This is a genomic window from Nocardia sp. CY15, from assembly GCF_009829295.1.
Lineage (GTDB): Bacteria > Actinomycetota > Actinomycetes > Mycobacteriales > Mycobacteriaceae > Nocardia > Nocardia sputi.
This window is the reverse complement of sequence record NZ_VUOT01000001.1, coordinates 440,968-462,748: the sequence shown is the minus strand read 5'-3', so window position 1 is coordinate 462,748 and position 21,781 is coordinate 440,968. Positions and strand designations below refer to the sequence as shown.

Here is a 21,781-nt window from a genome sequence, read left to right as displayed (position 1 = left end):
GCCGACGGCGGCCTACCGTCGATCCCGCTCGGACGACGCGATCAGCAGATGTTCCAAACTGGTCGTCCGGTCGGAGTACTCGTCGACGCCGATGACCGCAACGAACTCGCTGTCACCGACACGGTGCTGGAGGGGTAACCACGAGTTGGCGAGATACCAGCCCGCTCCTGCGGTGCCGCGCGGCCCCAAACCCCCGCAATAGATCCAGTACCGATCGGGATGCTGATCCGGGCACGGCCGCACTCGCGCGATGACGCCGAGGTTGCGGTCGTCGCCCGAGTCGTACCGGCTTCCGTCACTGAGCTCCAGGTGCACCGAGTCGTCGCCGCTGTCCCGGATGGTGAACAGCGGGTGCTCGACGATTCGCGGATACAACTGTGTGCAGTCGTTGCCGCTCAGCCCGAAACTGATGTACGGGCGATCGTGATGGGTGACCATGTAGCGGTCGCTGCGAACCTCGGCGCGGATGTTGGTGTAGCGCTGCAGCAAGGAGAACACATACAGCAGCCCGCGAAAATCGTTCTCCGACAGCACGGAGGGAATGTCGACGGGACGCTCCGGGAAAGCACCCTCCTGCTTCCCCAAAACTCGCCGACGGGAGATCCCCGCCGCCCGCAGTACTTCCACGGACGACCTGGACAGCTCGAACGACGGATACACCAGAGTTGTGCCCCTGGTGCTGGTCTCCACCCCGAGGAATGCCTCGAGCCGGATGTCGGTGCCGGTAGGACCCGACCCGAGTGACCGCGTGCCTTCCGGTGTCGAGTTGGCCATTTGAAACAGTCCTTCAACAGTCCAGCCGGGAAACATCTTCTCGAGCACCCGGCAGTGATAGTCGCGAGGAAGCCCGACCATACGGCCCGACAGCCACTGGTAGTACTGCGCTTTCGCCGGCCCATGCCCTGGGGGAATGGGCGGGTCCAGCTGCGCCGCGCATCTGTCGTACGCGGCAAGGAAATCCGGATGACTTTTCAGATGCCGCTCCGCTAGCAGCATCTTCAGTACGGTCGCCAACGAAACCCCCTTACCCCTGCAGCCTCTGTCGACGATGACGGAGGCTCTCTTGTATTGGCTCACCGCAACGAAACTGGGCCGTCGGCAAAAGCCTGCCGACGGCCCAGCCGCATCAGCCGTCAGATATAGATGAATGGAAGACCATTACTGGTTCCTGCGGACGTGGTTGCGGTGACTTGCACTGTTCCCGTTCCAGCGGGAGTGACGGCGGTGATCTGTGACGCGGAGTCGACGGTGAACGAGGTCGCCGGTGTGCCGCCGAAATCGACGGCGGTGGTGCCTGTCAGGTCGGTCCCGGTGAGGACGACTGTCGTTCCGCCGGCCGCCGGTCCTACATTCGGAAGCACGACCGCCAGTGTCGGTACCGCGATGTAGGTGTAGGCGAGGCCGTTGCTGGTTCCGCCGGAGGTGGTGGCGGTGACTTGCACCGTACCGGTCCCGGCGGGTGCCACGGCGGTGATCTGGGTCGGTGAGTCGACCGTGAACGAGGTCGCCGGTGTGGCGCCGAAGTTCACGGCTGTGGTCCCGGCCAGGTCGGCACCGGTGAGAACGACGACCGTTCCGCCCGTTTCCAAACCTACGTTCGGCAGCAAAGTCGCCAGGCTGGGCGCCGCCAGGTAGGTGAAGGCGACGCCGTTGGTTGTTCCGCCCGGGGTGGTGGCGGTGACCTGCACGATCCCGGTTCCCGCCGGTGCTACGGCGGTGATCTGTGTCGCGGAGTCGACGGTGAACGAGGTCGCCGGTGTGGCACCGAAGTTCACCGCGGTGGTTCCGGTCAGATCGGTTCCGGTGAGAACGACCGTCGTGCCGCCCGATGCCGGGCCTACGCTCGGAACCCCCACGGTGAGGGAGGGCACCGGAACATAGGTGTAGGCGACGCCGTTACTGGTCCCGCCCGCAGTGGTGGCGGTAACCTGTACGGTCCCCGTCCCCGCCGGTGCTACGGCGGTGACCTGGGTGGCGGAGTCGACGGTGAACGAGGTCGCCGGTGTGCCGCCGAAGTCGATCGCCGTGACTCCGGTCAGTCCTGTGCCGGTGAGCACGACGGTGGTTCCGCCGGATGCCGAGCCCAGGTTCGGAACCGCCGCCGCCAGGGTGGGAACCGCGACGTAGGTGTAGAGAACGCCGTTGGTGGTTCCGCCCGGGGTGGTGGCGGTGACTTGCACGATCCCGGTTCCCGCTGGTGCTACGGCGGTGATCTGGGTGGGAGAGTCGACGGTGAACGAGGTCGCCGGTGTGGCGCCGAAGTTCACCGCTGTGGTGCCGGTCAGATTCGTTCCGGTGAGAACGACTGTCGTGCCGCCGGATACCGAGCCCAGGTTCGGAACCGTCGTGGTGAGGGTGGGAAGCCCGACGTAGCTGTAGGCCACGCCGTTGCTGGTGCCACCCGCGGTGGTCGCCGTGACTTGAACCGTCCCGGTGCCCGCCGGTGCCACGGCCGTGATCTGGGTGTCGGAACCGACGATGAACGAGGTCGCCGGTGTGGCGCCGAAGTTCACCGCTGAGGTGGTGGACAGCCCTGTCCCCGTGAGGACGACGATCGTCCCGCCGGCCACCGGGCCCACGTTCGGAACCGCCGTGGTGAGCGCGGGTACCGGCACATACGTGAAGGCCAAGCCGTTGCTGGTTCCACCGGGCGTGGTCGCCGTGACTTGCACGGTGCCGGTCCCGGCGGGTGCTACGGCGGTGATCTGCGTGGCGGAGTTGACGGTGAACGAGGTCGCCGGTGTGGCGCCGAAGTTCACCGCTGTGGTGCCGGTCAGATTCGTTCCGGTGAGAACGACTGTCGTGCCGCCCGATTCCGACCCCACATTCGGAACCGCTGCGGTCAGTGCGGGCACCGCGATGTAGGTGTAGGCGACGCCGCTACTGGTTCCACCCGGTGTGGTGACCGTGAGTTGCACGGTTCCGGTTCCGGCGGGAACGATGGCCGTGATCTGGGTGTCGGAGTTGACGGTGAACGAGGTCGCCGGTGTGGCGCCGAAGTTGACCGCGGTCGCCCCGGTCAGCCCCGTTCCGGTGACGATCACCGTCGTGCCGCCGGTCGCCGGGCCGACATTCGGAACCACCGTGGTGACGGCGGGCACCGGGATGTAGGTGTAGGCGACGCCGCCGCTGGTTCCGCCGGGTGTGGTGACCGTGAGTTGCACGGTTCCGGTTCCGGCGGGTGCGATGGCGGTGATCTGGGTGTCGGAGTTGACGGTGAACGAGGTCGCCGGTGTGGCGCCGAAGTTGACCGCGGTCGCTCCGGTCAACCCTGTGCCGGTGACGACCACTGTCGTCCCGCCCGCTTCCACACCTGCGTTCGGCACCGCCGCGGTGACAGTAGGCACTGCGACGTAGGTGTAGGCGACGCCGTTGCTGGTTCCGCCCGGTGTGGTGACGGTGAGTTGCACCGTTCCGGTTCCGGCGGGTGCGATGGCGGTGATCTGGGTGTCGGAGTTGACGATGAACGAGGTCGCCGGTGTGCCACCGAAGTTGACCGCGCTCGCTCCGCTCAGTCCCGTTCCGGTGATGACGACGGTCGTCCCCCCGGTCACCGGCCCCACGCTCGGTACCGCCGCGCTGATGGCGGGCACTGCGACGTAGGTGTAGGCGACGCCGTTGCTGGTTCCGCCCGGTGTGGTGACGGTGAGTTGCACCGTTCCGGTTCCGGCGGGTGCGATGGCGGTGATCTGGGTGTCGGAGTTGACCGTGAACGAGGCTGCCGGCGTCGCGCCGAAGTTGACCGCGGTCGCTCCGGTCAGTCCCGTTCCGGTGATGACGACGGTCGTCCCTCCGGTCACCGGTCCGACATTCGGTACCGCCGCGGTGATGGCGGGCACCGGAATGTAGGTGTAGGGGAGGCCGTTGCTGGTTCCGCCCGGAGTGGTGACGGTGACCTGTACGGTCCCGCTGCCGGCCGGCGCGACCGCCGTGATCTGGGTAGCCGAATTGACCGTGAACGAGCTCGCCGGTGTGCCACCGAAGTTGACGGCCGTGGCTCCCGTCAGATTCGTGCCCGTGATGACGACTGTCGTCCCGCCCGTAACCGGACCGGCACTCGGCACCAGCGTCGTCAGGGTCGGCACCGCCACGTAGGTGAAGGGGAGTCCATTAGTGGTCCCTCCAGGTGTCGTGACGGTGACCTGCACGGTCCCCGTTCCGGCGGGTGCTACGGCGGTGATCTGGGTGTCGGAGTTGACCGTGAACGAGGTCGCCGGAGTGCCGCCGAAGTTGACCGCGGTGGCGGTCGACAAGCCCGTTCCGGTGATGATCACCGTCGTCCCGCCGGTTGTCGGACCGGTGGTGGGCACAAGGCTGGTGAGTGCGGGGACACCGGCATAGGTGTAGGAGACGCCGTTGCTGGTTCCCCCGGAGCCGGTGACCGTCACCTGCACGGTGCCCGTTCCCGGGGGTGCGACGGCGGTGATCTGAGTGGGCGAGTTGACCGTGAAAATGGTTGCGGTATTGCCGAACCGGACGGTCAGGGGACCGGTGAATCCGGTGCCGGTGATCGTGACAGTGTTGCCGCCCGAGGCGGGACCGGCGGTCGGCACAATCGACGTGATGGTCGGAACGACGACGTAGATGAACGGCACCGCGCCGCTGGTACCACCCGGTCCGGTGACGGTGACCGGAACGATCCCGGTCCCGGCGGGCGTCACAGCCGTGATCTGCGTGTCGGAGTTGACGGTGAACGAAGTCGCCGGTGTGCTACCGAAGTTGACCGCGGTGGCTCCCGTGAAGCCCGAGCCGGTGAGGGTGACCGTCGTCCCGCCTCCGGTGGAGCCCTGGTTCGGGTTGATGCTGTTCAACGCGGGGACCGGAACATAGGTGTAGGGAAGGCCGTTGCTGGTTCCCTCGGAGCTGGTGACGGTGACCTGCACCGTACCGACCGATCCGGCGGGAGCTATGGCCGTGATCTGGGTGGGGGAGTTGATAGTGAACGTGGTCGCGGTACCCCCGAACCGCACGGTCATTGGACCGCTGAAACCGGTACCGGTGATCGTGACATTGGTCCCCCCCGTGGTTGGGCCTGAGGTCGGGGAGAGGGAAGTGATGGTAGGCATGGCTGCCTCCTATTTGCCGTGGTGATGATTCCTCTGCACCGGGGGGCGCCCGCCGCTGTTCAACGGCCCGGCTAATTCCATTAACACCTCTGGAGCGATGCCTGGCAACGTGTCTGGCGCTCCGTTTTGGTCCGTTTTCGAATCGCCATCGGTGCGGCAGGTTGCGGCACGAACTTCCTGGCAGACGGTGTGGCAGCGATGTTTTCGGCAGCGCTGTGCCGCCGTCTGCCGGAGGGCGGCTCCTTCTGAGCCGCGGTCCCGGCGAACGATTGGCGACCAAGCGGAACGTTCGTCAGCGTCCGGCCAGGAAGGAAACTTCCGGTCTCACAGGAACAGTTCGGGTGGGTCGTCGAACTCGATGCCCGCCTGCCGTGCCCTGGTCACCATCTTCCGGTCCCACTCCCGGTGCGCCCGCAGCGCCATCCGGAACGCGCCCATCTGCTCGGACATCTGCTGTGTCTGCGAAATGGCCAGGTCACTCAGCACTTTCGCGGCGTCGGCTTTCGTCTTCGTCATGGTGGCGTCGACGTCGCCGCGCTTGAACCACGCCGTCACGGCCGCGGACAGCACCGACGAGCTGGCGATGAGCACCAGCGCCGCGAAAATCGGAGACTGCTGGATCACGTTCATGACGCCTCCCGAATCTTCACCGCGTGCAGCGTCCTGACGTCCTGCAGTACCTGTCTGCGCTTCCACAGGAAAGCGATCCCCAAGGCGATGGGCAGCGGACCCCCGAGAACCGTGGCCGGACCCAGGGTTCCATGCTGGACCTGCAACAGCAGCAGTTGCGCACCGAAGGCCACCAGTGACCAGCCCAGCGCCCCTAAACCGATTTGTTCGACCAGGTAACCCCAGACACGCCGGGCGAACACACCGGTCAGCGTCGCCACGCAGCCGATCAGCATGAGGATCAGCCACAGCGTGCGGAAATGCGAGGGCATGGCCGCGATCGCCGAACCCGATGGCGGGCCATAGACGCACTGCAACACCATCGAGACGCCGAAGACGGCGCACAGCACTACTTCGAAGGGGTCGTGTCGGGTCTTCTCCTTCGGGGTTTTCATGCTGGTTCACCGCTGTCGGGTGGCGCGGGGCTCACCCGGTGCCGTGCCGCCTCGACCGCGGGCAGGCCCAGCGCCGCCGCGACGACGGCGAGAACGAATCCGGAAAGATCGGACGAGACGACGCCCTTGGTGACGCCGTATCCGATCAGCGCTACCAGCAGCGGGTACAGCAAGGCGCGGACGGGCTCGCTGCGCAGGATGGTGATGACATTGTTCATCGGTTTTCCCTTTCTCCATTGTGTGGGTCGTGCAGGGGTTCATCGATGCCGTCGGCGGTCACCGTGGCCAGGGTCTGGCGCGGCGTCCAGTAGACGAGACCGTTCTCGAAGTTCTGGTAGGTACCGGTGTCCCAGGGAATCTCGTCGGAGGTCGGCCAGCCGAGGCGGCCGTTCTCGGAGCCGCTGCGGTTCCAGCGGTCGCGGATCGCACCGTGCATCCAGTAGGCCTTCGCGCCGTCACGCCGGTACAGCGCACCGCCTTGGAAGCCCTGTACCTCACCCCACGGCAGGCCGTCAGGTCCGTCCAACACGGTGCAGTCGGTGACCGGATATCCGAGCGGGCCTGCTTCCCAGCCCAACTCGCCGAACTTCTGCCACAACGTGTGCGGGATCGGATGCGCGCCGGTCGAGGGATGCCAGTAGATGAAGCCGTGCTCGAACTGGGCGTATCGGCCCACTCTGTCCGAAGTGACGGACTCGCCGCCGCTGATTCGGTCTCCGAGCCAGGGATTGACGGCGTAGATGTCATCGATCGCGTCCGGCGGCGCTGCGGCGGGTGCACCGGCGGCGTATTCCTGGACATAGCCTATGAAGCGGGTCCAAGGGAAGTTGAAGCCCACGTCGGTGTGTGTGCCGAGGCCGAGGCATTCCGTCACGTAATTGTGGTCGCTCACGCCCTCGCGCTGCTGGTAAGGCGGTGTGATGACGTCGATGGCGAAGCCGTATCTCCTCGCGTCCTGGACAGCCAGCCACGCCGCGATCCGAATGTCTCCGTCGATCTGTGCCCAGTCGTCCGGTCCCCACCCCGCGCGGCTTCCGGCGAAGCACAAGTTGATCGTGTACGGGTTCGCGTCCAGCACCGACCAACTCGCGAGGTCGGTGTCGAGGACATCGCACACGATGCCATCCCGCACGGTGTAGTGATAGCTGACCCCGTGGCCGGGATCGTTGAGATAACTGGCCAGGCTCTCGGCCGTGCCGTCGCCTTCCTGCGTGTGCAGCAGGAAATTGGTGATCCGCGCTCCGTGGCGCGAAGACCCCGATGCGCCCATACGATTGAGTTCTGTGTATTCCGGTGGCATCATTCCGTGCCTCCCGATGATCGGATTGCGGTGCGGCGACCATCGGTCGCCGAGGATGGGTCGAAGCAGGACGACGGGGGAGCCGGACTGCACCCGGTAGGGGGAGTAAACCCGCGCGTCGGACTGCGTCGTGACGTCGATTCGCCGAAGGACCGGGGAATCTAGTTGAACCCGTATGCGAAGGAGGAGGGTTCGTGGTGTCGCGCTTCCGCGTGTACCGGGGTGTCGTCCGCCGAGACGCCGGTCGCGGTGACACGGGGACCCCACCATTGATGTCCCGAGGACGGGAAGAGGAAAGTAGGCATGTCGCTGCCTCTCTGTTTGCTGGTTCCTCTATACCGGGGGGTGCCCGACTCTGTGTGTGGCCCGGTTACTTCCATTAATGCCCTAGAAACAGCGCCTCGGCAACGCGTCCCGGCATCCGTTTTTGTCCGTTTTCCAGATCGTTGCCAGGCGTTGACCGGTGGGGGGTGCTCCAGTGTGGACACCTTGTCCGGCCTTGCTGCGGCGTAGTTCTCGGGAGCGCGACCGACCGGAGTATGTTGCCGAGATTTCGGCCGCCACGCTAGGAGACGAAGATCAGTCGCACAGTGCCTGCGGCCGCCTGCGAATCCGTCTGCTGGGCAGTGCTTTACGAGAGCACAACCGAGCATCCGAGGTGCGCAAACGACTGGGCCGTCGACGAGATTCCGGCGACGGTACACGGGCAGCCGCAATCAGACGTGGGTCTAGGTGAGGGCATACCTGTTACCGCCCGAATCTGTGACGGGTGCTCTGCGCAGCTCCGGACCCACCCGGCGCGACGGCCGCGATCTGTTCCGAGAGCAGGAGTTGTGCTTGCCATGCGGTCAGCGCGTTGTCGCTCCACGTGCCGAGCGGGAGCGGTCAGCCCTTCAACGTGCGGATCATGTTCACCAGTGCTTGGCCGCCTTCTCGTATCAGTTGATCATCTCTCGTCGTTTGATCTTCGGTGGCTTTGAAGTGGAGTTCGCCCTCCCAGCCATCGATCGTGGCGGTGAGGTCGACGTCGAGCAGCGTGGTGGCGTGATCGCCCCCCTTGGGCAGTGGCTCGGTAGCCACCTCGACGGTCGCGCCGTCCACGGTAACGACCTTGGTCGAGTAGTTCTCTGCCGTCGACGGAGATTCGGAGAGGGTGTTACCACTGACGATGACGCGAAACAGCGATACGTACCCGTGGAAAGACGGCCACGCGGACCCGTCGGCCTCCTCATAGAAGCACCCATTGCCGGTGCCGACCTCATCGGTCAGTGCTTTTCCGCCGGCACCGGGGCTAACCTTCAGGTTCTCGGCACCAGCTCGGGTGACGAAAAACTGTTTCGTAGAGTCGCATAACTCCTGGATGGTGTGGCTGCTCGTCGGTATCTGATACTTGTCGGGATGAGCGTGCGAGAACAGATCGCAGGCCGAAACCAGCGCCGACAGCGCCGAAATCACCAGAAGCCTTCGCGGGTTCATGTCGCCTGCCATTCGGAGCCGGGATAATTGATGTTGAAGTCGTCGGAAGTGCTACGCGGCCAACGATCGTTATGGAATCCTTTCTGGCTTTCTGTCGACTCCTTTATTTTGCTGATGCTCTGCCTTTGCGATAGGAGGGCATCTATGAGAGTTTTCGTATACGCGACGGCGCTGCTTATTACTTTTCCGAGGATATCAATCGCATCGGAGACTCCGATTGGAGCGGCGACAAAGGTGGCTATCTTGGTAAGAGATTTCCCGAGCTTTACGAGCAGGTCCGCGATATCTGTGACGATCTTGGAGTAGAAGTCCCAAGCGATGTCCGAGACTTCGGCGAGTGCTTCGGCCATCTTGTCGCAGGTCGATTTCGCGGAGTCCATGGCTGTGTCTTGCAGTGTCCGCGCCGTTGTGTATTTGAGTGCCGCCGCTCCTGCCCAGTAACCGGTGACGCTCCCGTTGTTCACCTCGTTGTTCTGCGCGCCGCCGATCTTGCCTTTCAGCGTCGTCCATGCCTCGCTCGTCTGCAGGAAGGCGATTGGCGCCTTCAAACTGTCGACCGCACCCTGCAGTTTGTCCAAGAGTTCTTGGATCTTTTTCTTGATCGCTTCCTTGTGGTCCTGCATGTAGCCGGTGAAGTCATCTTCGGTGATCGCGCCGTAGAGGGCACCTGCCACCGCACCGGCCGCTCCGAAGAATGTCGCCGCCTCGACCTCGGCGGCGGCAATCGCCGCCTTCTGGAACGCGTCATCCACCTTTGCGGGCTGGTTCCTGATCTCCGCGATCTGGTCCGAGAACCTATCGAGTACGGAGTTGATCTCGTCCAGAGATTTAGTGGCGCCCATGGCTAGTCCGCCTCCAGTTCGATCAAGACGTTCGCGAAGTTCTGGTCCTGCTCCTGATAGACCTTGGCGACATGGTCCAGAACCTTGGCGATGGAATCGGTTTCATCTCTTCCCTCGACCAATCTGTCGTACATATACCGTGCAGCGGCCATCTGAGCGTCCCAAGTTTCTTGGAACAGCCCCCAGGCGACGTCCTGGTGACTGAAAATGGATACTCTGCGCCTGCGTCGCGGCGACGGTGAGGGTGTCCGACGCGTGATCCCAGGCTCGGGCAGCCTTCACCAACTGGTTCAGATCCGCTGCGAAATCGACCATTACAAGTTCCTCATCAGGTAGCGCTTGTATTCCGCGAGTTCGTGTTCGAGCTCATCGTCGGTGCGGTCGGCCCATGACCCGTCTTCGTGGAACCGTGGGCGCTGTTGCCGGATCTGGTTCGCGCAGTCGAGGATGTCGTGCGCGATGTAGGACGGGCTGGCCGTGGCAGCCCACCGCGGATCTACCTCGATGCTGCCGATGCGAGAGATGCTCGCGACCATCGTGATCGATGGCCCGCCGAAATCGGTCACTGGCCCTCGCCCGACGAATTCATCACTCAGCCGTAAGTAGCGTTCGACCATCTCGAATTCGGCGAGCGACCGGGTGTCGAGGAGCGTGATCAGTTCTGTGCGGCGAGACTGGGATACGGTCAATTCGGTCCATCTGCCCGATGCGATGACCGGCGCGTCATGCCGCCACAGCGCCAGATAATAGCCGGTCATCGCCGCCGCGGAGAAGTCCGGTGGATCCAGGCGGTCGTGGATATTCCGGCTCACACCGACATCCACCGGAAGGCGTCCGTCGTCGAGATGCATCGTGAACAGTCCCACGCCGATCGAACGGGTGAACTCGCTCATCGAATTCCTTCGTCTCTCGATAACGACCCGCTGTGGGAACACCGTCTTCGGCACTGCGGCTCTCTTCCTCGGTCACTTCTGTCGGCTTGTGGTAGTTGCCTGCGTACAGAGTTGGACGCCGAGGGACCCGGTTCGGTTCCGCCGGCCTCGTTACCAACTTTCCGGGCGGGCGGCTGCCAAGCGTTGGAGGGCTTGGTCGATCCAGGTTGTGAAGTGGGTTGTCAGGTCGGTGGGGGTGGTGGGGCGGACGGTGATGTGGTCGGCGCGGTGTTCGGTGTAGCGGCCGTCGTCGGAGATGTCGTGCCACTGGAGGACTTTGGCGGGCTTCGTCCGGGTGTGCAGGGGAGCGGTGAGGAGGACGGCGGTGCCGCCGCCGTCGACCGGGCGGCCCAGGAGGCGCTGGTACTGCTCGCGGGGGGTGTTGCGCGCGTTGTCCTCGAGGTAGGTGTCCCGGCGGGGGATCAGGTCGTCGGGATGGAACGTGGCGGGCTTCTCGGCTCCGGGCGCGCAGGCCGGAACGGCCTTGACCAGGCGGACGGGGAGTTGCTCGGCGGGGAACATGCGCACGCGGATCGGGCCGTGCTTGTGGTGGTTGCCCGCTTGGCTCAGAACGACAGCGCGGTAGCTGTCGCGGGCGCCGAGGATCCGGTACTCGCGGACGTCCTGGGTGCCGGTGCTGTTCTTGTGCTTGCACGTGCCGCCGAGGATCTCGATGCGGAACTCGGAGGCGCCCAGGATGTGCAGGGCCGCGTTGATCTCGTCGAGTTCGTCCGCGGAATAGTGCCCCCACACGGCCGCGCGGTGGGCGGCGAAGTCGTCGCGGAAGGCGAAACGACTGGTGTAGCGCAATGGGCCGGGGATCCGGTCGTGCGCGTCGCCATACCAGAGCGCGGCGAAATCGTCCGGTTCCCAAATCCATTCAGCCATGTGCGATCCCATCCGGCCGTGTCGGAGCGGCCAATGTCCACGCGCACACGCCTGCCGCCGAGCTGTGGTGCGGGAGTGTGCCGAGTCGAGAGTATGTGGCCCCGATCAGGTCTGCGTGCCGCCGATGACGCCACCGGGCACGGTCTTCGCAACCTCGCCGAGCAGCTCGTCGGTGTTCTCCTGGGTGATCAGGTAGTCCGGCGTCTTGTGCTCGGATTCGTCGTCCTTGCCGCCGCCGCGAGCGCCGGGCGCCATCATGCCCGGCATACCGCTCATACCTCGCGCCGCCGTGGCAGCCGACGCGGCGGCCTGGTTCATCGATGTGGTCGGCATCCCAGGTGCGCCCGCGACGCTGCGTCCCGGTTGCGGCTGGTTGGGTGTGCCAGGACTGCCAGGTGTGCCTGGACTGTGCGGCGACGGGGTGCCAGCCGGCACTGTCTTGGTCGGGTCCGTGGTGGTGGCGGGGGTTGTAGAGGCGGGGTCCACGCCGGTGGGTGTGGTCGAAGTGTCGGAAGCTGTCGTGTCGGAGGATTGCTGGTCCTGCGCCGACTCGTCGGTGGACTGCTGTTCCTCGGTGCTCGTCTCGTCGGGCTCGCCGTCGCCGTCCTTGTCACCGGGAGTGCCCGAATCGGTGGCGGCAGGACTGGTGCCCGGGTCGTTCGAGCCCGGACCGTTGTTGTCGCCACTCTGGTACCCACCTGGCGGAGGCGCGGGAATGTCCACCGACGCGGTCGGACCGACCGGAGTGGGCAGCACCGGAATCTTGCCGTCCATCTCACTGAACGGCTGTACGTAGAACTCTTTCATCGCCGCCCGCGCGGCCTGCTCGGCCTCGGACCGCTCGTCCGACAGACTCCAGCGCGTCGGGTGGAAGACCCGCTCGCGGAAGGAATAGTCGACGGTATCCGGGAGGGCTCTCTTCGTATTGGCGATGGCGGTAGCGGCGTCACGGACCCGGCAGTACAGCTCCTCCAAGGAGTTCGTGAGATTCTGCGCGTCGCTGGTGTACTTGGCGATCGCGTTCTTGGATTGTTCCGCAGCGGGGCCGGACCAGGCTTGGGCGATGGAGGTCTGGATGGAGCGGGCGAAGGTTTCTACACCCTGCTCCCACTGGATGCGGGCCTTCCAGTACTTGTCTGCTTGGTTGACTGCATCAGTGATATTGAGTGGATCAAAGGCTTCCTTGATCCGTGAGTGTTCCCAACTGTCGGAGTGTTCGCCACCATTCGGGATACGTGGGCTTTCGTAACCGCTCATTTCCCAGTCCCGTCCGGGAGGGATACCGGTCCGTGAGGGAGTTGGACAGGTGGGCGTTCGGGAAGTGACGTATTCAGCCTGTTGAACTCTGCGGCGAAGTCGCTATCTGCCTGCATCATTCGATCGCGGACGATCTTGTAGGTATCTTGGATGTCCTCAACGATGCGGTAGTGATCATCAAGGATCTCGAATACGCTATTGCGGTCATCCGCAAGGCTCGCCTTCTTCTTGAACCGCCCCACCAATGTACGCGCCGAGACCATGCCCTCGGTTTTCTCGCCGAGCCCCCATTGATCGTGGCGACCTACCTCGTTCATGATGACCTGAATACGCCTGATAGCGTCCTTGAAGTAGTTGCAGTCACGATCGATATAGACGAAGTCCTCGGCCTTCATCGCTACCGAGAATTGGCCTTCTCGTGCCGCCGCCAGCATGTTCGCCATAGGCCGTGTCTGTGGCGGGTCGTCGTCGCTCATTTGTTCGCCCCTCCCGACGAGATCGGACTACTGGTTATACGTTGGTGGGCATGGTCGGAGCGATCTTCTCGGCGAGTGTCCGAGCGATCACGCATGAATCTATCTGCCCCGTATCTCGATTCGATGCCGGATTCAGAATGCTGATGTCGAGGCTGCCACTGGTCATCTCTACGTTCGCCACACAGGCTTCTTGGCGGCCCTCTGTTTGGCGGCTGGTGATTATCCTGCGGCCGCTGGCAAGAAATTCTGCAGTGCCCGGAAATTTCTTATCTAGCGTCATGCCGACAGTCACGTTCGTCGTTGTGATGGTGGCGAAATATCCGTCGGTGCGGCCGTACACGCACCCGCGCCATCTGAGTCCGCCGTTGGCATCTGAGTTGGCGGTGTCCTGTCGACGCAACCTTTCAGAGTCCAGCACCGACTGGGGGATGTCTTTGCAGGTGTCGTATCCGGACGGAACATCAGGTGCGACGCTGGGATTGGTCGACGCCGCTCCATAGCCTGTTGGCCGGTCGTTACTATCCGCGAAGGATCCGCAGCCCGCTAGAGCAAGTGCAGCACCGAGGGCGAGAACTGCGGATCGAAGAGGCTTGGACCTACTTGTCATCCGGTTCCCCTCGCGCCGGGTTCGCTGCATCTGGCTTGGGCCGGACCGGCTTCTCCGTCCCCCCGCAGTGACTGCCGACGCTACCGGTGGGTTTGGCCGGGTGCAAGCGGTCCGACAGGCGAATTGACGGTCTCAGAGTCGTTCTATCGGGGGGAGTGCCCGGACCTCATAGAAGGAGGCCCGGAACATGCCCATGACAGACTCGGTTAAAGCTGCGGCCGACCGAGGTCACCTTTAGCCATGCGATCAATGAAGGAATCCCACTCGCTTGGTGCGAACAGGAGGGATGGTCCGGCGGGGTTCTTCGAGTCGCGTACACCCACTGAGCCTTCGATGAGGAACGCGACCTCAACACAGTCCTTCTCGGCACTGCTATAGCTGCTCTTGAACCAGGTGATGTCGGATCGGCTGATGCTCACTCGGCGTACTCCTTCGCGATCTTGTCGATGAGAGCTCGGCTACGCCCTTGGTCCAGTGCCGATCGCTGGATATCGGCGTACGCCTGGCGGTATCGCCGGATCTCCTCGGGCTTCTCAAGATACAGGTCGCCGGTGAGCGCCTGCATGTAAACGACCGGTGGCTCGGTGAGATGAGCGGTCGGGTGCTTGGGGAAGTCGAGCATTACAAACGAGCCAGCGCCCAGCCCTGCGTACGTCTCCGCTGCCAGGGGAACTACTCGCACTGAGACATTAGGTCGTTCACCGATTCTCATCAGGTGTTTGAGCTGTTGCTCCATGATCGACGGACCTCCGATCGCACGGCGAAGCGCAGACTCATCGATGACAGCCTCGAGCAGTACAGGCTCCGAGTCGGTATCCAAGCGTGCCTTTCGCTGTCTGAACATCTCGATCCTCCGTTCGACTTCAGGGCTGGGTATCGCAGGCAAGTCGACCCAGATCAGCGCGCGCCGGTACTCGTCGGTTTGCAGAAGTCCGGGCATAAGAGTGGTCTGGTAGGAGACGAGACGCTTGGCCACCGCCTCCAGTTCCACGAACAGGCTGAACTCCTCGGCGATGGTGTCTCCGTAGGCATGCCACCACCCGGTGCGCTTGGTCTCTTCGACCAGGTTGAGCAGGACCGCGGTTCGTTCCTCCGATGCCCCGTACACCTTGCACAACCGCTCGATGAACAGCGGATTCAGCCGGACCGGCTGCCCGGTCTCCATCCGCCACAGGGTTTGTTTCCCCACGCCGATCGCATGGCGGGCGTACTCCGCGCTGACGCCCGAGTTGACCCGCAGCTCGCGCAGCTGCCTGCCGAGCATGCGGCGGGGGAGGGTGGATCCGGTTGGAGTCACGACGAATTCCCTTTCGTAGCCTAAGTATTGGCCAGGTATCTAACTGGAACCGTTGTGGCGGGGGGCCTTGGAACCTGGGCGGTTTTCGCCCGGTTCCACCACTGAGAAAGTTCCCGCCCAGCAATATCCGGTGCTCTACTGAACGCGACCGGCACGAATCGAAGAAGTGCTGAAACCTTAACCGCGACAACGGTTACAGGTCCAGCGGCCGGCATTCTCCGCTTACCGAACTATGTGAATCGAGGCTGGCGAATGAACTATGCGGCATTCGCGGACACTCCCGCGTCTCGCTGTGCGTTTTACCGCCGCACCTGTGGGCTGCCCGCCGGGATACACCCGGAGATCGGCCGGATCGTCGTGAAGGCCGGCGTGGTGGGCGGGATCACGATGCCCGACAGGCTGGGGCAGTGCGTGCGCGACGACATGCTTTTCCGTGGCATGCCGTTGGGGCCGGTGATCGCGCATATCCGTTCTCGGCGGTGGACTTTCCTGTGCCGACCCGATCTACCCGACGACATGCGGCTGTTCGCGGCCTTGTTCCGGCTCGACGTTTCGATCGTGCCTTTCGGCAGCGAAATCGCGCTGCCGTCGCCCGCCGACGCGAACGGCGTATTCCGCCGATGGGTGGTGGCGCCGCGCGACACGTTCCGTCCGTCCGGAATGGTGATCGTGAATTGCCTGCTGGCCCGCGCGGGCGGGAAAGACGCGCCATGAGCGAGGGCTTGCCGACGCGAACCCAGCTGCTGCGGGCCTGCCGGGAGGGTGCGCCGCCGCCGGGGCATCCGGTGCTGTCGCGGGCGCGCGCCCTAGCGGAACTGCATGTTCGCCGGCTCCGCACGGAACGGGAATGTGCGTGCGCAATCGATGAGCGCCGGGCCCGGCTGGTTCGTGACGTCGACCGCTGGGTCGAGTCCCGGTTGCCCGTGGCGCGTGGCGGAGCCTATCTGCACACCGAATCGCTCGGCTCGGTAGTCGACCGACTCGCCCAGCTGAGCGCGTGCGCGTACACGGCCATGGCCGAGGACCAGGAGTGGGACCTGTGGTTCGCGTGGGAGCGGCTGGCCGAACTGGCTGTCGGCTATGAGGATCTGGTCACCGAACTGACCAGCGGGCGCCGTCGATTGCCGAGCGCTTCCTAGACCGTGGCGTGCGCCGGTTCAATCGCGCCGCAAGGTGGCGGCGAGGTGGTGTTGCAGTGGCTCGCCGACCGCCGCCATCCGCAGGGAGTAGTCGATGGTGTCGCCGGACAGGCGCAGCGAACGGCCGAGGGCGGTCACGAGTTTGGCGGTGGTGCTGCGCCCGATGTTGGTGGAGTCCAATTCCATGCGCAGCATGCCGTCCTCGACCGCGAGCGAACCCTCGCAGATTTCGGTGATACCGGTGGGATGCGCGAGGATCAATTCGACGCGGTCGGGGCGTGGGCAACGCAGATAGCCGGTTTCGGCGTGCAGCGGCCGGCCGTCGTCGGTGGCGCGGGTCTTCTGACGGTAGGTGAGGAACGGGCGGCCGAGATGGCCGAACCGGATTTCCTCGACATAGCCGAACGGAGGAATGGTCGGGTATTCACCCTGTCCGTTCCCGCGCCAAGTGCCGAGCAGTGGAGCGAGCGGAGCGATATCGGGATGCAGGGTAATAGCAGGCTGGGGTTCGACCACGGCGAACAGCCTAAACCCGTGCCCGTCCAACCGTTCGGGTACTCCCGAAATTGCCGCGCGCTAAGGTTAGCTTCGCCTTATCACCAATGTGGTGTGGTCGGAAAGGAAACAGGAAGTTGAACGGACGCTGGAAAGAGTCGCGCCGTGGCGGTATGCCTCGGTCGCGGACCCGAAGTGGTCTGCTGCGCGTGTCGGCGCTCGGCGCCGCGCTGATCGTGGCGGCGGGCTGCTCGGACTCGAAGCCGGACGAGGTGCCCGCGCTCGACGGCAACAAATACGTCCAAACCAATCTCGCGGCCAACAACGCGGAGTACAACGCGCAGTTCGTTTTCCCCGACCTGGTGAACGCCTGGGGGCTCGCCGACCGACCCAAGGGCGCCGGTGGGCACTTCTGGGTGGGCGCGGGCGGCAAGTCGTTCCAATTCGTCGGTGACGTGACCAAGTCGGCCGACGAGAAGGTGCAGAAGCTCTTCCAGGACCAGTTGAAGATCGTCACCATCCCCGGCGCCGACGCCGACACCTCGGACAAGAGCGCGGGCAAGACCACCGGCGTGGTGTTCAACCCGGCGCCGATCACCTCCGATCTGTTCGTCGTCCGCGACCAGCCGGTCGAGGCGGAAGGCGGGCCGCTGAACGGCTCGGCGCGCTTCATCTTCGCTACCGACTCCGGCAAGATCTCCGCCTGGACCGAGCAGGGCTTCGAGGGCCGGATCGTGCGCCACGACGGCCCGGCCAACCTGGTCTTCGACGGCGCGCCGCAGGGTATGCAGTTCTTCGGGATCGCGCTGGCGCCGTCCGGGGACACGCTGCTGGCCGCCGACTTCGGCGCCGACCCGCAAGTCCGGACATTCGACAGGAACTGGCAGCCGATTCCGACCGTCGGCTTCGCCAACCCCTTCGCCACCGGCGACGCGATCGACCCGGCCGCGCCGGAGAAGGGTAAGAAGGCCAAACCCGGCGATCCCGCGCCGTTCAACGTCTCCACCATCGGCGACCGGGTGTTCGTCGCCTACGCCACGACGCAACCGGACGAACAGGACGCGACGAAGTTCGACGCCGGCGAGGAGGATTCGCTGGAGAAGGACGAAGAGCGGGAAGCGGGCGGCGAACCGGACAAGGGCAAGCTCGCCGAGTTCGACGCCACCGGCAAATTGGTGCGCATCATCGACGACGGCAAGCGCCTGAACGCACCCTGGGCGGTGACGATCGCACCGGAGGGCTTCGGTCCGCTCAGCGGGAAACTGCTGGTCGGCAACTTCGGCGGTGCCGGGCACGTGCTGGCCTACGACGACACCACCGGCAAGTTCGCCGACTACCTGCGCGATGCCGACGGCAAGCCGGTCGCGATCGAAGGGCTGTGGGCGCTGATGTTCGGTAACGGCGAGAGCCTCGGCGACGCCGACTCGCTGTACTTCACGGCGGGACCCGACGACGAGAAGGACGGTCTGTTCGGCAAGCTGCGGTTGAAGTAGATCCGGTTCGTGGCAGCCCGCGCCGACTCGGCGCGGGCTGCTCGTGCTTCTACCGGCCGCCGGTCGGTGCCGAGGCTCGGCGTTTGGTGCGTCGCTCCTGGATAGCCGACTCGACCTCGTCGACCGCCGTTCGTATCGTCGCCCCGTAGCCGTCCTCGGCGAGGGTGTGCACCCGTGCACGGGCGGCGTCGATCTGGCGCTGCGCGGCGTCGAACGAGCCGAGCCTGCGATAGTCGTCGGCGAGATTCAAATGCAGTGACGGGTAGAACGCGGCCACCCGCAGCGATCCGTCATAGGTTTGCGCCCGATCGTCCGAGAGGCTGTCGGCGGCGTCGAGCGCCCGGATGTCCCAAGTGAGCGCTTCGGCGGCGTCGTCGTACAAGTCGGCCAGATAGTGGGCGAGCGTGCACCGGTGCAACGGGTCGCCCTGCGGACCGAGCGAGGCCCACACGGCGAGCAGAGCGTCCCGCGCGTCGTCGGGACGCCCCTCGTGCCCGAGCGCGACCGCGCTGGTGATGGTGTTCATGGTGTCGTCCGAGGTGGTGTTCATCAGGTCTCCTAGACCCTGGTAGTAGCGACTGCTATTTCGTGGTCGATGGGTCGCACGGGCATCGCCAGGGTGGTGAGGTCTCCGTCGGTCGCGGAGCGCAGGACCACCGGCTGATCGGCGGCGATGATGTCGAGCATCAGATCGGGGCCGAGCGCGGTGCGGACGGCGGGCAGCAGTGTGGCGGGATCGAACGACAGTGTGATGACGGAGCCGGTGACCGTCGCGGGCAGGCGGTGCGCCGTGCCGGGTGCGGACGCCGCGATCTCGGTCGGCCGGATCGCGAATCGCACCACGGCGTCGAATTTTTCGAGAAGCTCCAGCACCGCCTGCCGGGCGACGATCACTCGGGTTCGGACCGGCCCCAGCCCCGACAGCAAGGCTCGGTGGTCCGGGAAGGTCGCCTGAATGACGGCCGACTGGTATTCGACGCCGTCGCCGCTGAGGAGCAGTCCGTCGTCTGTCGAGGTGACGACGACCTCGTTCCTGCCGCACAACCACTCGATGAGCGACTCGAGTCCGTTCGGATCGAGCACCACGGACCACTCGCCGCCGTGCTGCCGGTGCGCCACCACGGTCCGGGTGGACAGGCGGTAACGGTCGGTGGCCGTGAGCGTCACCGCGTTACCACCCGCTTCCAGCAGAATGCCCGCCAGCACGGGTATCTCGCGGGTCCGCGCCGCGGCCCCGCGGACCTGCTCGAGCGCCTCGGCCAGCGCCGCGGCGTCGATCGCCACGTGGGCCACGAGCGACTGCTTGACCACCGCGGCGACGCGCGCGGCCTCGTGCGCCAGGCGAGTCAGTTCCGCCACGTGACGGTCGAGCAGGCGGGGTACGTCCGCGGGGTCGCCGGAGAGAACTTTCGCGATCGTTTCCAGGGGGAGGTCGATCGCGCGCAACTGGCGGATGAGGGCCGCTCGCTCTCGCTGCGCCTCGGTGTAATAGCGGTATCCGGTCAGCGGGTCGACCCGAGCCGGAACGAGCAAGCCGCAGTCGTCATAGAACCGCAGTGCGCTCGCCGTTAGCCCGCTTTCCCGCGCGAGGACGCCGATCGTGATCAACCCTGCCGATTCCGAACTCGCCACCCGGCAATCATGGAGCCTCAACCAACTCGAAGGTCAAACCCGTGTCGCCCCCGCCGACTGGGCAGTTCCAGGTACCTGGTGTCCGCACGGTCCGATGCGGCTGGTCAGTCGGCTTGGGAGTCGGTGGGGGTTACGCGCCAGCGGCGTGACCAGTCCCAGACCGAGCCGAGTGCCGCGCCCAGCTCGATGCCCGCCGTGGTCAGTTCGTAGGACTTGTCGGGGTTCTTCGCGATCAGTCCCGCCGACTGCAGAGTTTGCAACCGCACCGACAGCATGCTGGAGGAGCAGTTGCCCATGCGGCGGCGTAACTCGAGGAAGCCGAGACGCTCGGGTTCCAGTTCCCACAGGATGCGCAGGATCCAGCGTTGGCCGAGGAGATCCATCGTGGCCAGCAGCGGCGTGTTCGACGGGTCGTCCCGGCCGCGCGGCGGCCTGGCTTCGTTTGCACTTCTCATTTAGAACCAGCATAGTGATTCTGAATTAGAAGCACCGGCCGGGGCGCCGGGCGGACCGAGAGGATGACGGCATGACCGGACGGCGAATCGTCCTGATCACGGGCGCGTCCCGCGGCATCGGCGCGGAGACCGCTCGGGTGCTCGCAGCGCGCGGCGACCATGTGGTGATCAACTACCGGGAGAAGGCCAAGCGAGCCGAGGCACTGGCGGAATCGATCCGGCAAGCGGCCGGTAGCGCGTCCACTGCGGGCGCTGATATCGCCGACGCGGATTCGGCCCGCGCGCTGGTCGCCGGGGTGGCGGAGGCGTTCGGCCGGCTGGATGTGCTGGTGCTCAACGCATCCGGCGGGCTCGAGCGCGATGCGCGGCCCGGTTACGCGATGGCCCTCAACCGTGACGCGCAGGAACGCCTGGTACGGCTGGCCGTGCCGCACATGCCGTCGGGCTCGCGGATCGTTTTCGTGACCAGTCATCAAGCGCACTTCCACGGCCGCAAGCCGGTGCCCGCCGACTACGAACCCATCGCCGCGAGCAAGCGCGCGGGCGAGGACGCGCTACGCGCCATGATCCCGGAACTCGGTGCCAGGGGCGTCGCCCTGCACGTCGTCTCCGGCGACATGATCGACGGCACGATCATCGTCCAATTGCTGGAGCGCCGGAATCCCGACGCTGTCGCCGCACGGCGCGATCAGGGCGCCCTGCCCACCGTCACAGAGTTCGCCACCGCCGTCGCCCTGGCCACCACCGCCCCCGCCGATCCCGGCCACACCACCTACATCGGCGGGCAGGACTACTTCGCCGCGTCGGAGATCTAGCGGCCAGTGCGAGCTCGGGCATCGCGGGTAATTCGGTGGTGATCCGGGTCTGACGAATTGGCCGAGTTGGAAGCCTCGTGGACGGCGGTATCGGCGGGAGATACGTTGCTGCACAAAGACCTTCGGCCGGACAACATGGTGCGGCGAATGGATGGTGCGGTGCTGGCGGTGGATTGGGCGTGGGCGTGCCGGGGTGCCGCGTGGATCGACCTCGTCGCGCTCGCTCCGACGATCGCGGCCGCTGGTGTCGACCCGGATCCGATCATCGCCACCCATCCGGTCACCCGCGACGTCGATCCCGCGGCGGTCGACGCCTTCGTCTGCGCACTCGCCGGCTATTGGGCAGCAGCCTGCCGGAAGCCGGAACTGCCGCGTTCGCCGCGTTTGCGCGACCATCAGTCGGTGTTTGCTCGTATCGCTAGCCAGTGGCTGGCGTGTCGGCTCGAGTGGCAATAGCCGCAGTAAAGACGGCTCTATTGTCGAGAAATGCGAGGTCACTGAATGTTTGCCCTTGCTTGTGGCATCGGCTCGTGCTCCGCCGATCCGG

Annotated in this window: 25 protein-coding genes; 5 read left to right on the top strand and 20 right to left on the bottom strand. The window is 65.1% G+C overall.

Going from position 1 to position 21,781, the window contains the following annotated elements:
• Positions 1 to 12: 12 nt before the first annotated feature.
• From GVY39_RS02270 to GVY39_RS02200, 16 genes are all read right to left on the bottom strand, one after another.
• The gene (locus GVY39_RS02270; protein ID WP_159919874.1) at positions 13 to 1,014 is read right to left on the bottom strand and encodes a hypothetical protein; all 1,002 of its coding nucleotides are present in this window, start codon (positions 1,012 to 1,014) and stop codon (positions 13 to 15) included.
• Between the two features lie 119 nt (positions 1,015 to 1,133).
• Positions 1,134 to 5,066, bottom strand: a complete 3,933-nt coding sequence (locus GVY39_RS02265; RefSeq protein WP_159919872.1) for an IPT/TIG domain-containing protein — start codon at positions 5,064 to 5,066, stop codon at positions 1,134 to 1,136.
• A gap of 324 nt (positions 5,067 to 5,390) precedes the next feature.
• Positions 5,391 to 5,696 (bottom strand): hypothetical protein, encoded by a 306-nt coding sequence (locus GVY39_RS02260; RefSeq protein WP_159919870.1) that lies wholly within the window; start codon positions 5,694 to 5,696, stop codon positions 5,391 to 5,393.
• Positions 5,693 to 6,130 (bottom strand): hypothetical protein, encoded by a 438-nt coding sequence (locus GVY39_RS02255; RefSeq protein ID WP_159919868.1) that lies wholly within the window; start codon positions 6,128 to 6,130, stop codon positions 5,693 to 5,695. The genes GVY39_RS02260 and GVY39_RS02255 overlap by 4 nt, the downstream gene beginning before the upstream one ends.
• Positions 6,127 to 6,348: a hypothetical protein gene (locus GVY39_RS02250; RefSeq protein ID WP_159919866.1), complete on the bottom strand. Its 222-nt coding sequence runs from the start codon at positions 6,346 to 6,348 to the stop codon at positions 6,127 to 6,129. The genes GVY39_RS02255 and GVY39_RS02250 overlap by 4 nt, the downstream gene beginning before the upstream one ends.
• Entirely contained in the window at positions 6,345 to 7,433 is a 1,089-nt protein-coding gene (locus GVY39_RS02245) for an N-acetylmuramoyl-L-alanine amidase (protein WP_159919864.1), read from the bottom strand. Before GVY39_RS02245 ends, GVY39_RS02250 begins: the two co-directional genes overlap by 4 nt.
• An 882-nt stretch (positions 7,434 to 8,315) precedes the next feature.
• On the bottom strand, positions 8,316 to 8,918 hold the full coding sequence (locus tag GVY39_RS02240; RefSeq protein WP_159919862.1) for a hypothetical protein: 603 nt from the start codon (positions 8,916 to 8,918) through the stop codon (positions 8,316 to 8,318).
• Positions 8,903 to 9,748 carry a hypothetical protein gene (locus tag GVY39_RS02235; protein WP_159919860.1) on the bottom strand — a complete coding sequence of 282 codons (846 nt, stop codon included), beginning with the start codon at positions 9,746 to 9,748 and terminating at the stop codon, positions 8,903 to 8,905. The genes GVY39_RS02240 and GVY39_RS02235 overlap by 16 nt, the downstream gene beginning before the upstream one ends.
• Before the next feature lie 2 nt (positions 9,749 to 9,750).
• A complete protein-coding gene (locus GVY39_RS34925) occupies positions 9,751 to 9,882 on the bottom strand; it encodes a hypothetical protein (RefSeq protein ID WP_255466076.1) in 132 nt (43 codons plus the stop codon).
• Positions 9,883 to 10,062: 180 nt separating this feature from the next.
• Positions 10,063 to 10,641: a hypothetical protein gene (locus GVY39_RS02230; protein ID WP_159919858.1), complete on the bottom strand. Its 579-nt coding sequence runs from the start codon at positions 10,639 to 10,641 to the stop codon at positions 10,063 to 10,065.
• 150 nt (positions 10,642 to 10,791) lie between these two features.
• Positions 10,792 to 11,568: an ESX secretion-associated protein EspG gene (locus GVY39_RS02225; protein ID WP_159919856.1), complete on the bottom strand. Its 777-nt coding sequence runs from the start codon at positions 11,566 to 11,568 to the stop codon at positions 10,792 to 10,794.
• A 105-nt stretch (positions 11,569 to 11,673) separates the two neighbouring features.
• The gene (locus tag GVY39_RS02220) at positions 11,674 to 12,825 is read right to left on the bottom strand and encodes a WXG100 family type VII secretion target (RefSeq protein WP_159919854.1); all 1,152 of its coding nucleotides are present in this window, start codon (positions 12,823 to 12,825) and stop codon (positions 11,674 to 11,676) included.
• Entirely contained in the window at positions 12,822 to 13,301 is a 480-nt protein-coding gene (locus GVY39_RS02215; RefSeq protein WP_236565247.1) for a hypothetical protein, read from the bottom strand. The genes GVY39_RS02220 and GVY39_RS02215 overlap by 4 nt, the downstream gene beginning before the upstream one ends.
• Before the next feature lie 34 nt (positions 13,302 to 13,335).
• Positions 13,336 to 13,908: a DUF3558 family protein gene (locus tag GVY39_RS02210; protein ID WP_159919852.1), complete on the bottom strand. Its 573-nt coding sequence runs from the start codon at positions 13,906 to 13,908 to the stop codon at positions 13,336 to 13,338.
• A gap of 206 nt (positions 13,909 to 14,114) precedes the next feature.
• A complete protein-coding gene (locus GVY39_RS02205) occupies positions 14,115 to 14,327 on the bottom strand; it encodes a DUF397 domain-containing protein (RefSeq protein ID WP_159919850.1) in 213 nt (70 codons plus the stop codon).
• Positions 14,324 to 15,205 (bottom strand): helix-turn-helix transcriptional regulator, encoded by an 882-nt coding sequence (locus GVY39_RS02200; RefSeq protein WP_159919848.1) that lies wholly within the window; start codon positions 15,203 to 15,205, stop codon positions 14,324 to 14,326. Before GVY39_RS02200 ends, GVY39_RS02205 begins: the two co-directional genes overlap by 4 nt.
• Before the next feature lie 357 nt (positions 15,206 to 15,562).
• Between GVY39_RS02200 and GVY39_RS02195 the strand changes: the two genes are divergently transcribed.
• Both GVY39_RS02195 and GVY39_RS02190 read left to right on the top strand, forming a co-directional pair.
• A complete protein-coding gene (locus tag GVY39_RS02195) occupies positions 15,563 to 15,919 on the top strand; it encodes a DNA-directed RNA polymerase subunit beta (protein WP_223512750.1) in 357 nt (118 codons plus the stop codon).
• Positions 15,916 to 16,344, top strand: a complete 429-nt coding sequence (locus GVY39_RS02190; RefSeq protein WP_159919844.1) for a DUF4254 domain-containing protein — start codon at positions 15,916 to 15,918, stop codon at positions 16,342 to 16,344. The genes GVY39_RS02195 and GVY39_RS02190 overlap by 4 nt, the downstream gene beginning before the upstream one ends.
• An 18-nt stretch (positions 16,345 to 16,362) precedes the next feature.
• On the opposite strand, the gene GVY39_RS02185 is transcribed toward GVY39_RS02190, so the two are convergent.
• Positions 16,363 to 16,860 carry a peroxynitrite isomerase gene (locus GVY39_RS02185; RefSeq protein ID WP_159919842.1) on the bottom strand — a complete coding sequence of 166 codons (498 nt, stop codon included), beginning with the start codon at positions 16,858 to 16,860 and terminating at the stop codon, positions 16,363 to 16,365.
• A 152-nt stretch (positions 16,861 to 17,012) separates the two neighbouring features.
• Here GVY39_RS02185 and GVY39_RS02180 point away from each other — a divergent pair, with 152 nt between their 5' ends.
• The gene (locus GVY39_RS02180; protein WP_159919840.1) at positions 17,013 to 18,332 is read left to right on the top strand and encodes a TIGR03118 family protein; all 1,320 of its coding nucleotides are present in this window, start codon (positions 17,013 to 17,015) and stop codon (positions 18,330 to 18,332) included.
• A 49-nt stretch (positions 18,333 to 18,381) separates the two neighbouring features.
• On the opposite strand, the gene GVY39_RS02175 is transcribed toward GVY39_RS02180, so the two are convergent.
• From GVY39_RS02175 to GVY39_RS02165, 3 genes are all read right to left on the bottom strand, one after another.
• On the bottom strand, positions 18,382 to 18,882 hold the full coding sequence (locus GVY39_RS02175) for a hypothetical protein (protein ID WP_159919838.1): 501 nt from the start codon (positions 18,880 to 18,882) through the stop codon (positions 18,382 to 18,384).
• Positions 18,883 to 18,890: 8 nt separating this feature from the next.
• Positions 18,891 to 19,964, bottom strand: a complete 1,074-nt coding sequence (locus GVY39_RS02170; RefSeq protein WP_159919836.1) for a MerR family transcriptional regulator — start codon at positions 19,962 to 19,964, stop codon at positions 18,891 to 18,893.
• 104 nt (positions 19,965 to 20,068) lie between these two features.
• Positions 20,069 to 20,419 (bottom strand): helix-turn-helix domain-containing protein, encoded by a 351-nt coding sequence (locus GVY39_RS02165; RefSeq protein ID WP_236565246.1) that lies wholly within the window; start codon positions 20,417 to 20,419, stop codon positions 20,069 to 20,071.
• 71 nt (positions 20,420 to 20,490) lie between these two features.
• Between GVY39_RS02165 and GVY39_RS02160 the strand changes: the two genes are divergently transcribed.
• A complete protein-coding gene (locus GVY39_RS02160) occupies positions 20,491 to 21,234 on the top strand; it encodes an SDR family oxidoreductase (protein WP_159919834.1) in 744 nt (247 codons plus the stop codon).
• A gap of 105 nt (positions 21,235 to 21,339) precedes the next feature.
• On the top strand, positions 21,340 to 21,690 hold the full coding sequence (locus tag GVY39_RS02155) for a hypothetical protein (protein WP_159919832.1): 351 nt from the start codon (positions 21,340 to 21,342) through the stop codon (positions 21,688 to 21,690).
• Positions 21,691 to 21,781: the final 91 nt, after the last annotated feature.

What these genes read in the sequence shown, in the direction of transcription:
- GVY39_RS02230 (WP_159919858.1), bottom strand. Translation starts at nt 10,641, where the DNA reads ATGAGCGAGTTCACCCGTTCGATCGGCGTGGGACTGTTCACGATGCAT.
- GVY39_RS02265 (WP_159919872.1), bottom strand. Translation starts at nt 5,066, where the DNA reads ATGCCTACCATCACTTCCCTCTCCCCGACCTCAGGCCCAACCACGGGG.
- GVY39_RS02245 (WP_159919864.1), bottom strand. Translation starts at nt 7,433, where the DNA reads ATGATGCCACCGGAATACACAGAACTCAATCGTATGGGCGCATCGGGG.
- GVY39_RS02165 (WP_236565246.1), bottom strand. Translation starts at nt 20,419, where the DNA reads ATGAGAAGTGCAAACGAAGCCAGGCCGCCGCGCGGCCGGGACGACCCG.
- GVY39_RS02180 (WP_159919840.1), top strand. Translation starts at nt 17,013, where the DNA reads ATGCCTCGGTCGCGGACCCGAAGTGGTCTGCTGCGCGTGTCGGCGCTC.
- GVY39_RS02260 (WP_159919870.1), bottom strand. Translation starts at nt 5,696, where the DNA reads ATGAACGTGATCCAGCAGTCTCCGATTTTCGCGGCGCTGGTGCTCATC.
- GVY39_RS02250 (WP_159919866.1), bottom strand. Translation starts at nt 6,348, where the DNA reads ATGAACAATGTCATCACCATCCTGCGCAGCGAGCCCGTCCGCGCCTTG.
- GVY39_RS02160 (WP_159919834.1), top strand. Translation starts at nt 20,491, where the DNA reads ATGACCGGACGGCGAATCGTCCTGATCACGGGCGCGTCCCGCGGCATC.
- GVY39_RS02215 (WP_236565247.1), bottom strand. Translation starts at nt 13,301, where the DNA reads ATGAGCGACGACGACCCGCCACAGACACGGCCTATGGCGAACATGCTG.
- GVY39_RS02240 (WP_159919862.1), bottom strand. Translation starts at nt 8,918, where the DNA reads ATGGCAGGCGACATGAACCCGCGAAGGCTTCTGGTGATTTCGGCGCTG.
- GVY39_RS34925 (WP_255466076.1), bottom strand. Translation starts at nt 9,882, where the DNA reads ATGTACGACAGATTGGTCGAGGGAAGAGATGAAACCGATTCCATCGCC.
- GVY39_RS02175 (WP_159919838.1), bottom strand. Translation starts at nt 18,882, where the DNA reads ATGAACACCACCTCGGACGACACCATGAACACCATCACCAGCGCGGTC.
- GVY39_RS02225 (WP_159919856.1), bottom strand. Translation starts at nt 11,568, where the DNA reads ATGGCTGAATGGATTTGGGAACCGGACGATTTCGCCGCGCTCTGGTAT.
- GVY39_RS02210 (WP_159919852.1), bottom strand. Translation starts at nt 13,908, where the DNA reads ATGACAAGTAGGTCCAAGCCTCTTCGATCCGCAGTTCTCGCCCTCGGT.
- GVY39_RS02255 (WP_159919868.1), bottom strand. Translation starts at nt 6,130, where the DNA reads ATGAAAACCCCGAAGGAGAAGACCCGACACGACCCCTTCGAAGTAGTG.
- GVY39_RS02235 (WP_159919860.1), bottom strand. Translation starts at nt 9,748, where the DNA reads ATGGGCGCCACTAAATCTCTGGACGAGATCAACTCCGTACTCGATAGG.
- GVY39_RS02220 (WP_159919854.1), bottom strand. Translation starts at nt 12,825, where the DNA reads ATGAGCGGTTACGAAAGCCCACGTATCCCGAATGGTGGCGAACACTCC.
- GVY39_RS02190 (WP_159919844.1), top strand. Translation starts at nt 15,916, where the DNA reads ATGAGCGAGGGCTTGCCGACGCGAACCCAGCTGCTGCGGGCCTGCCGG.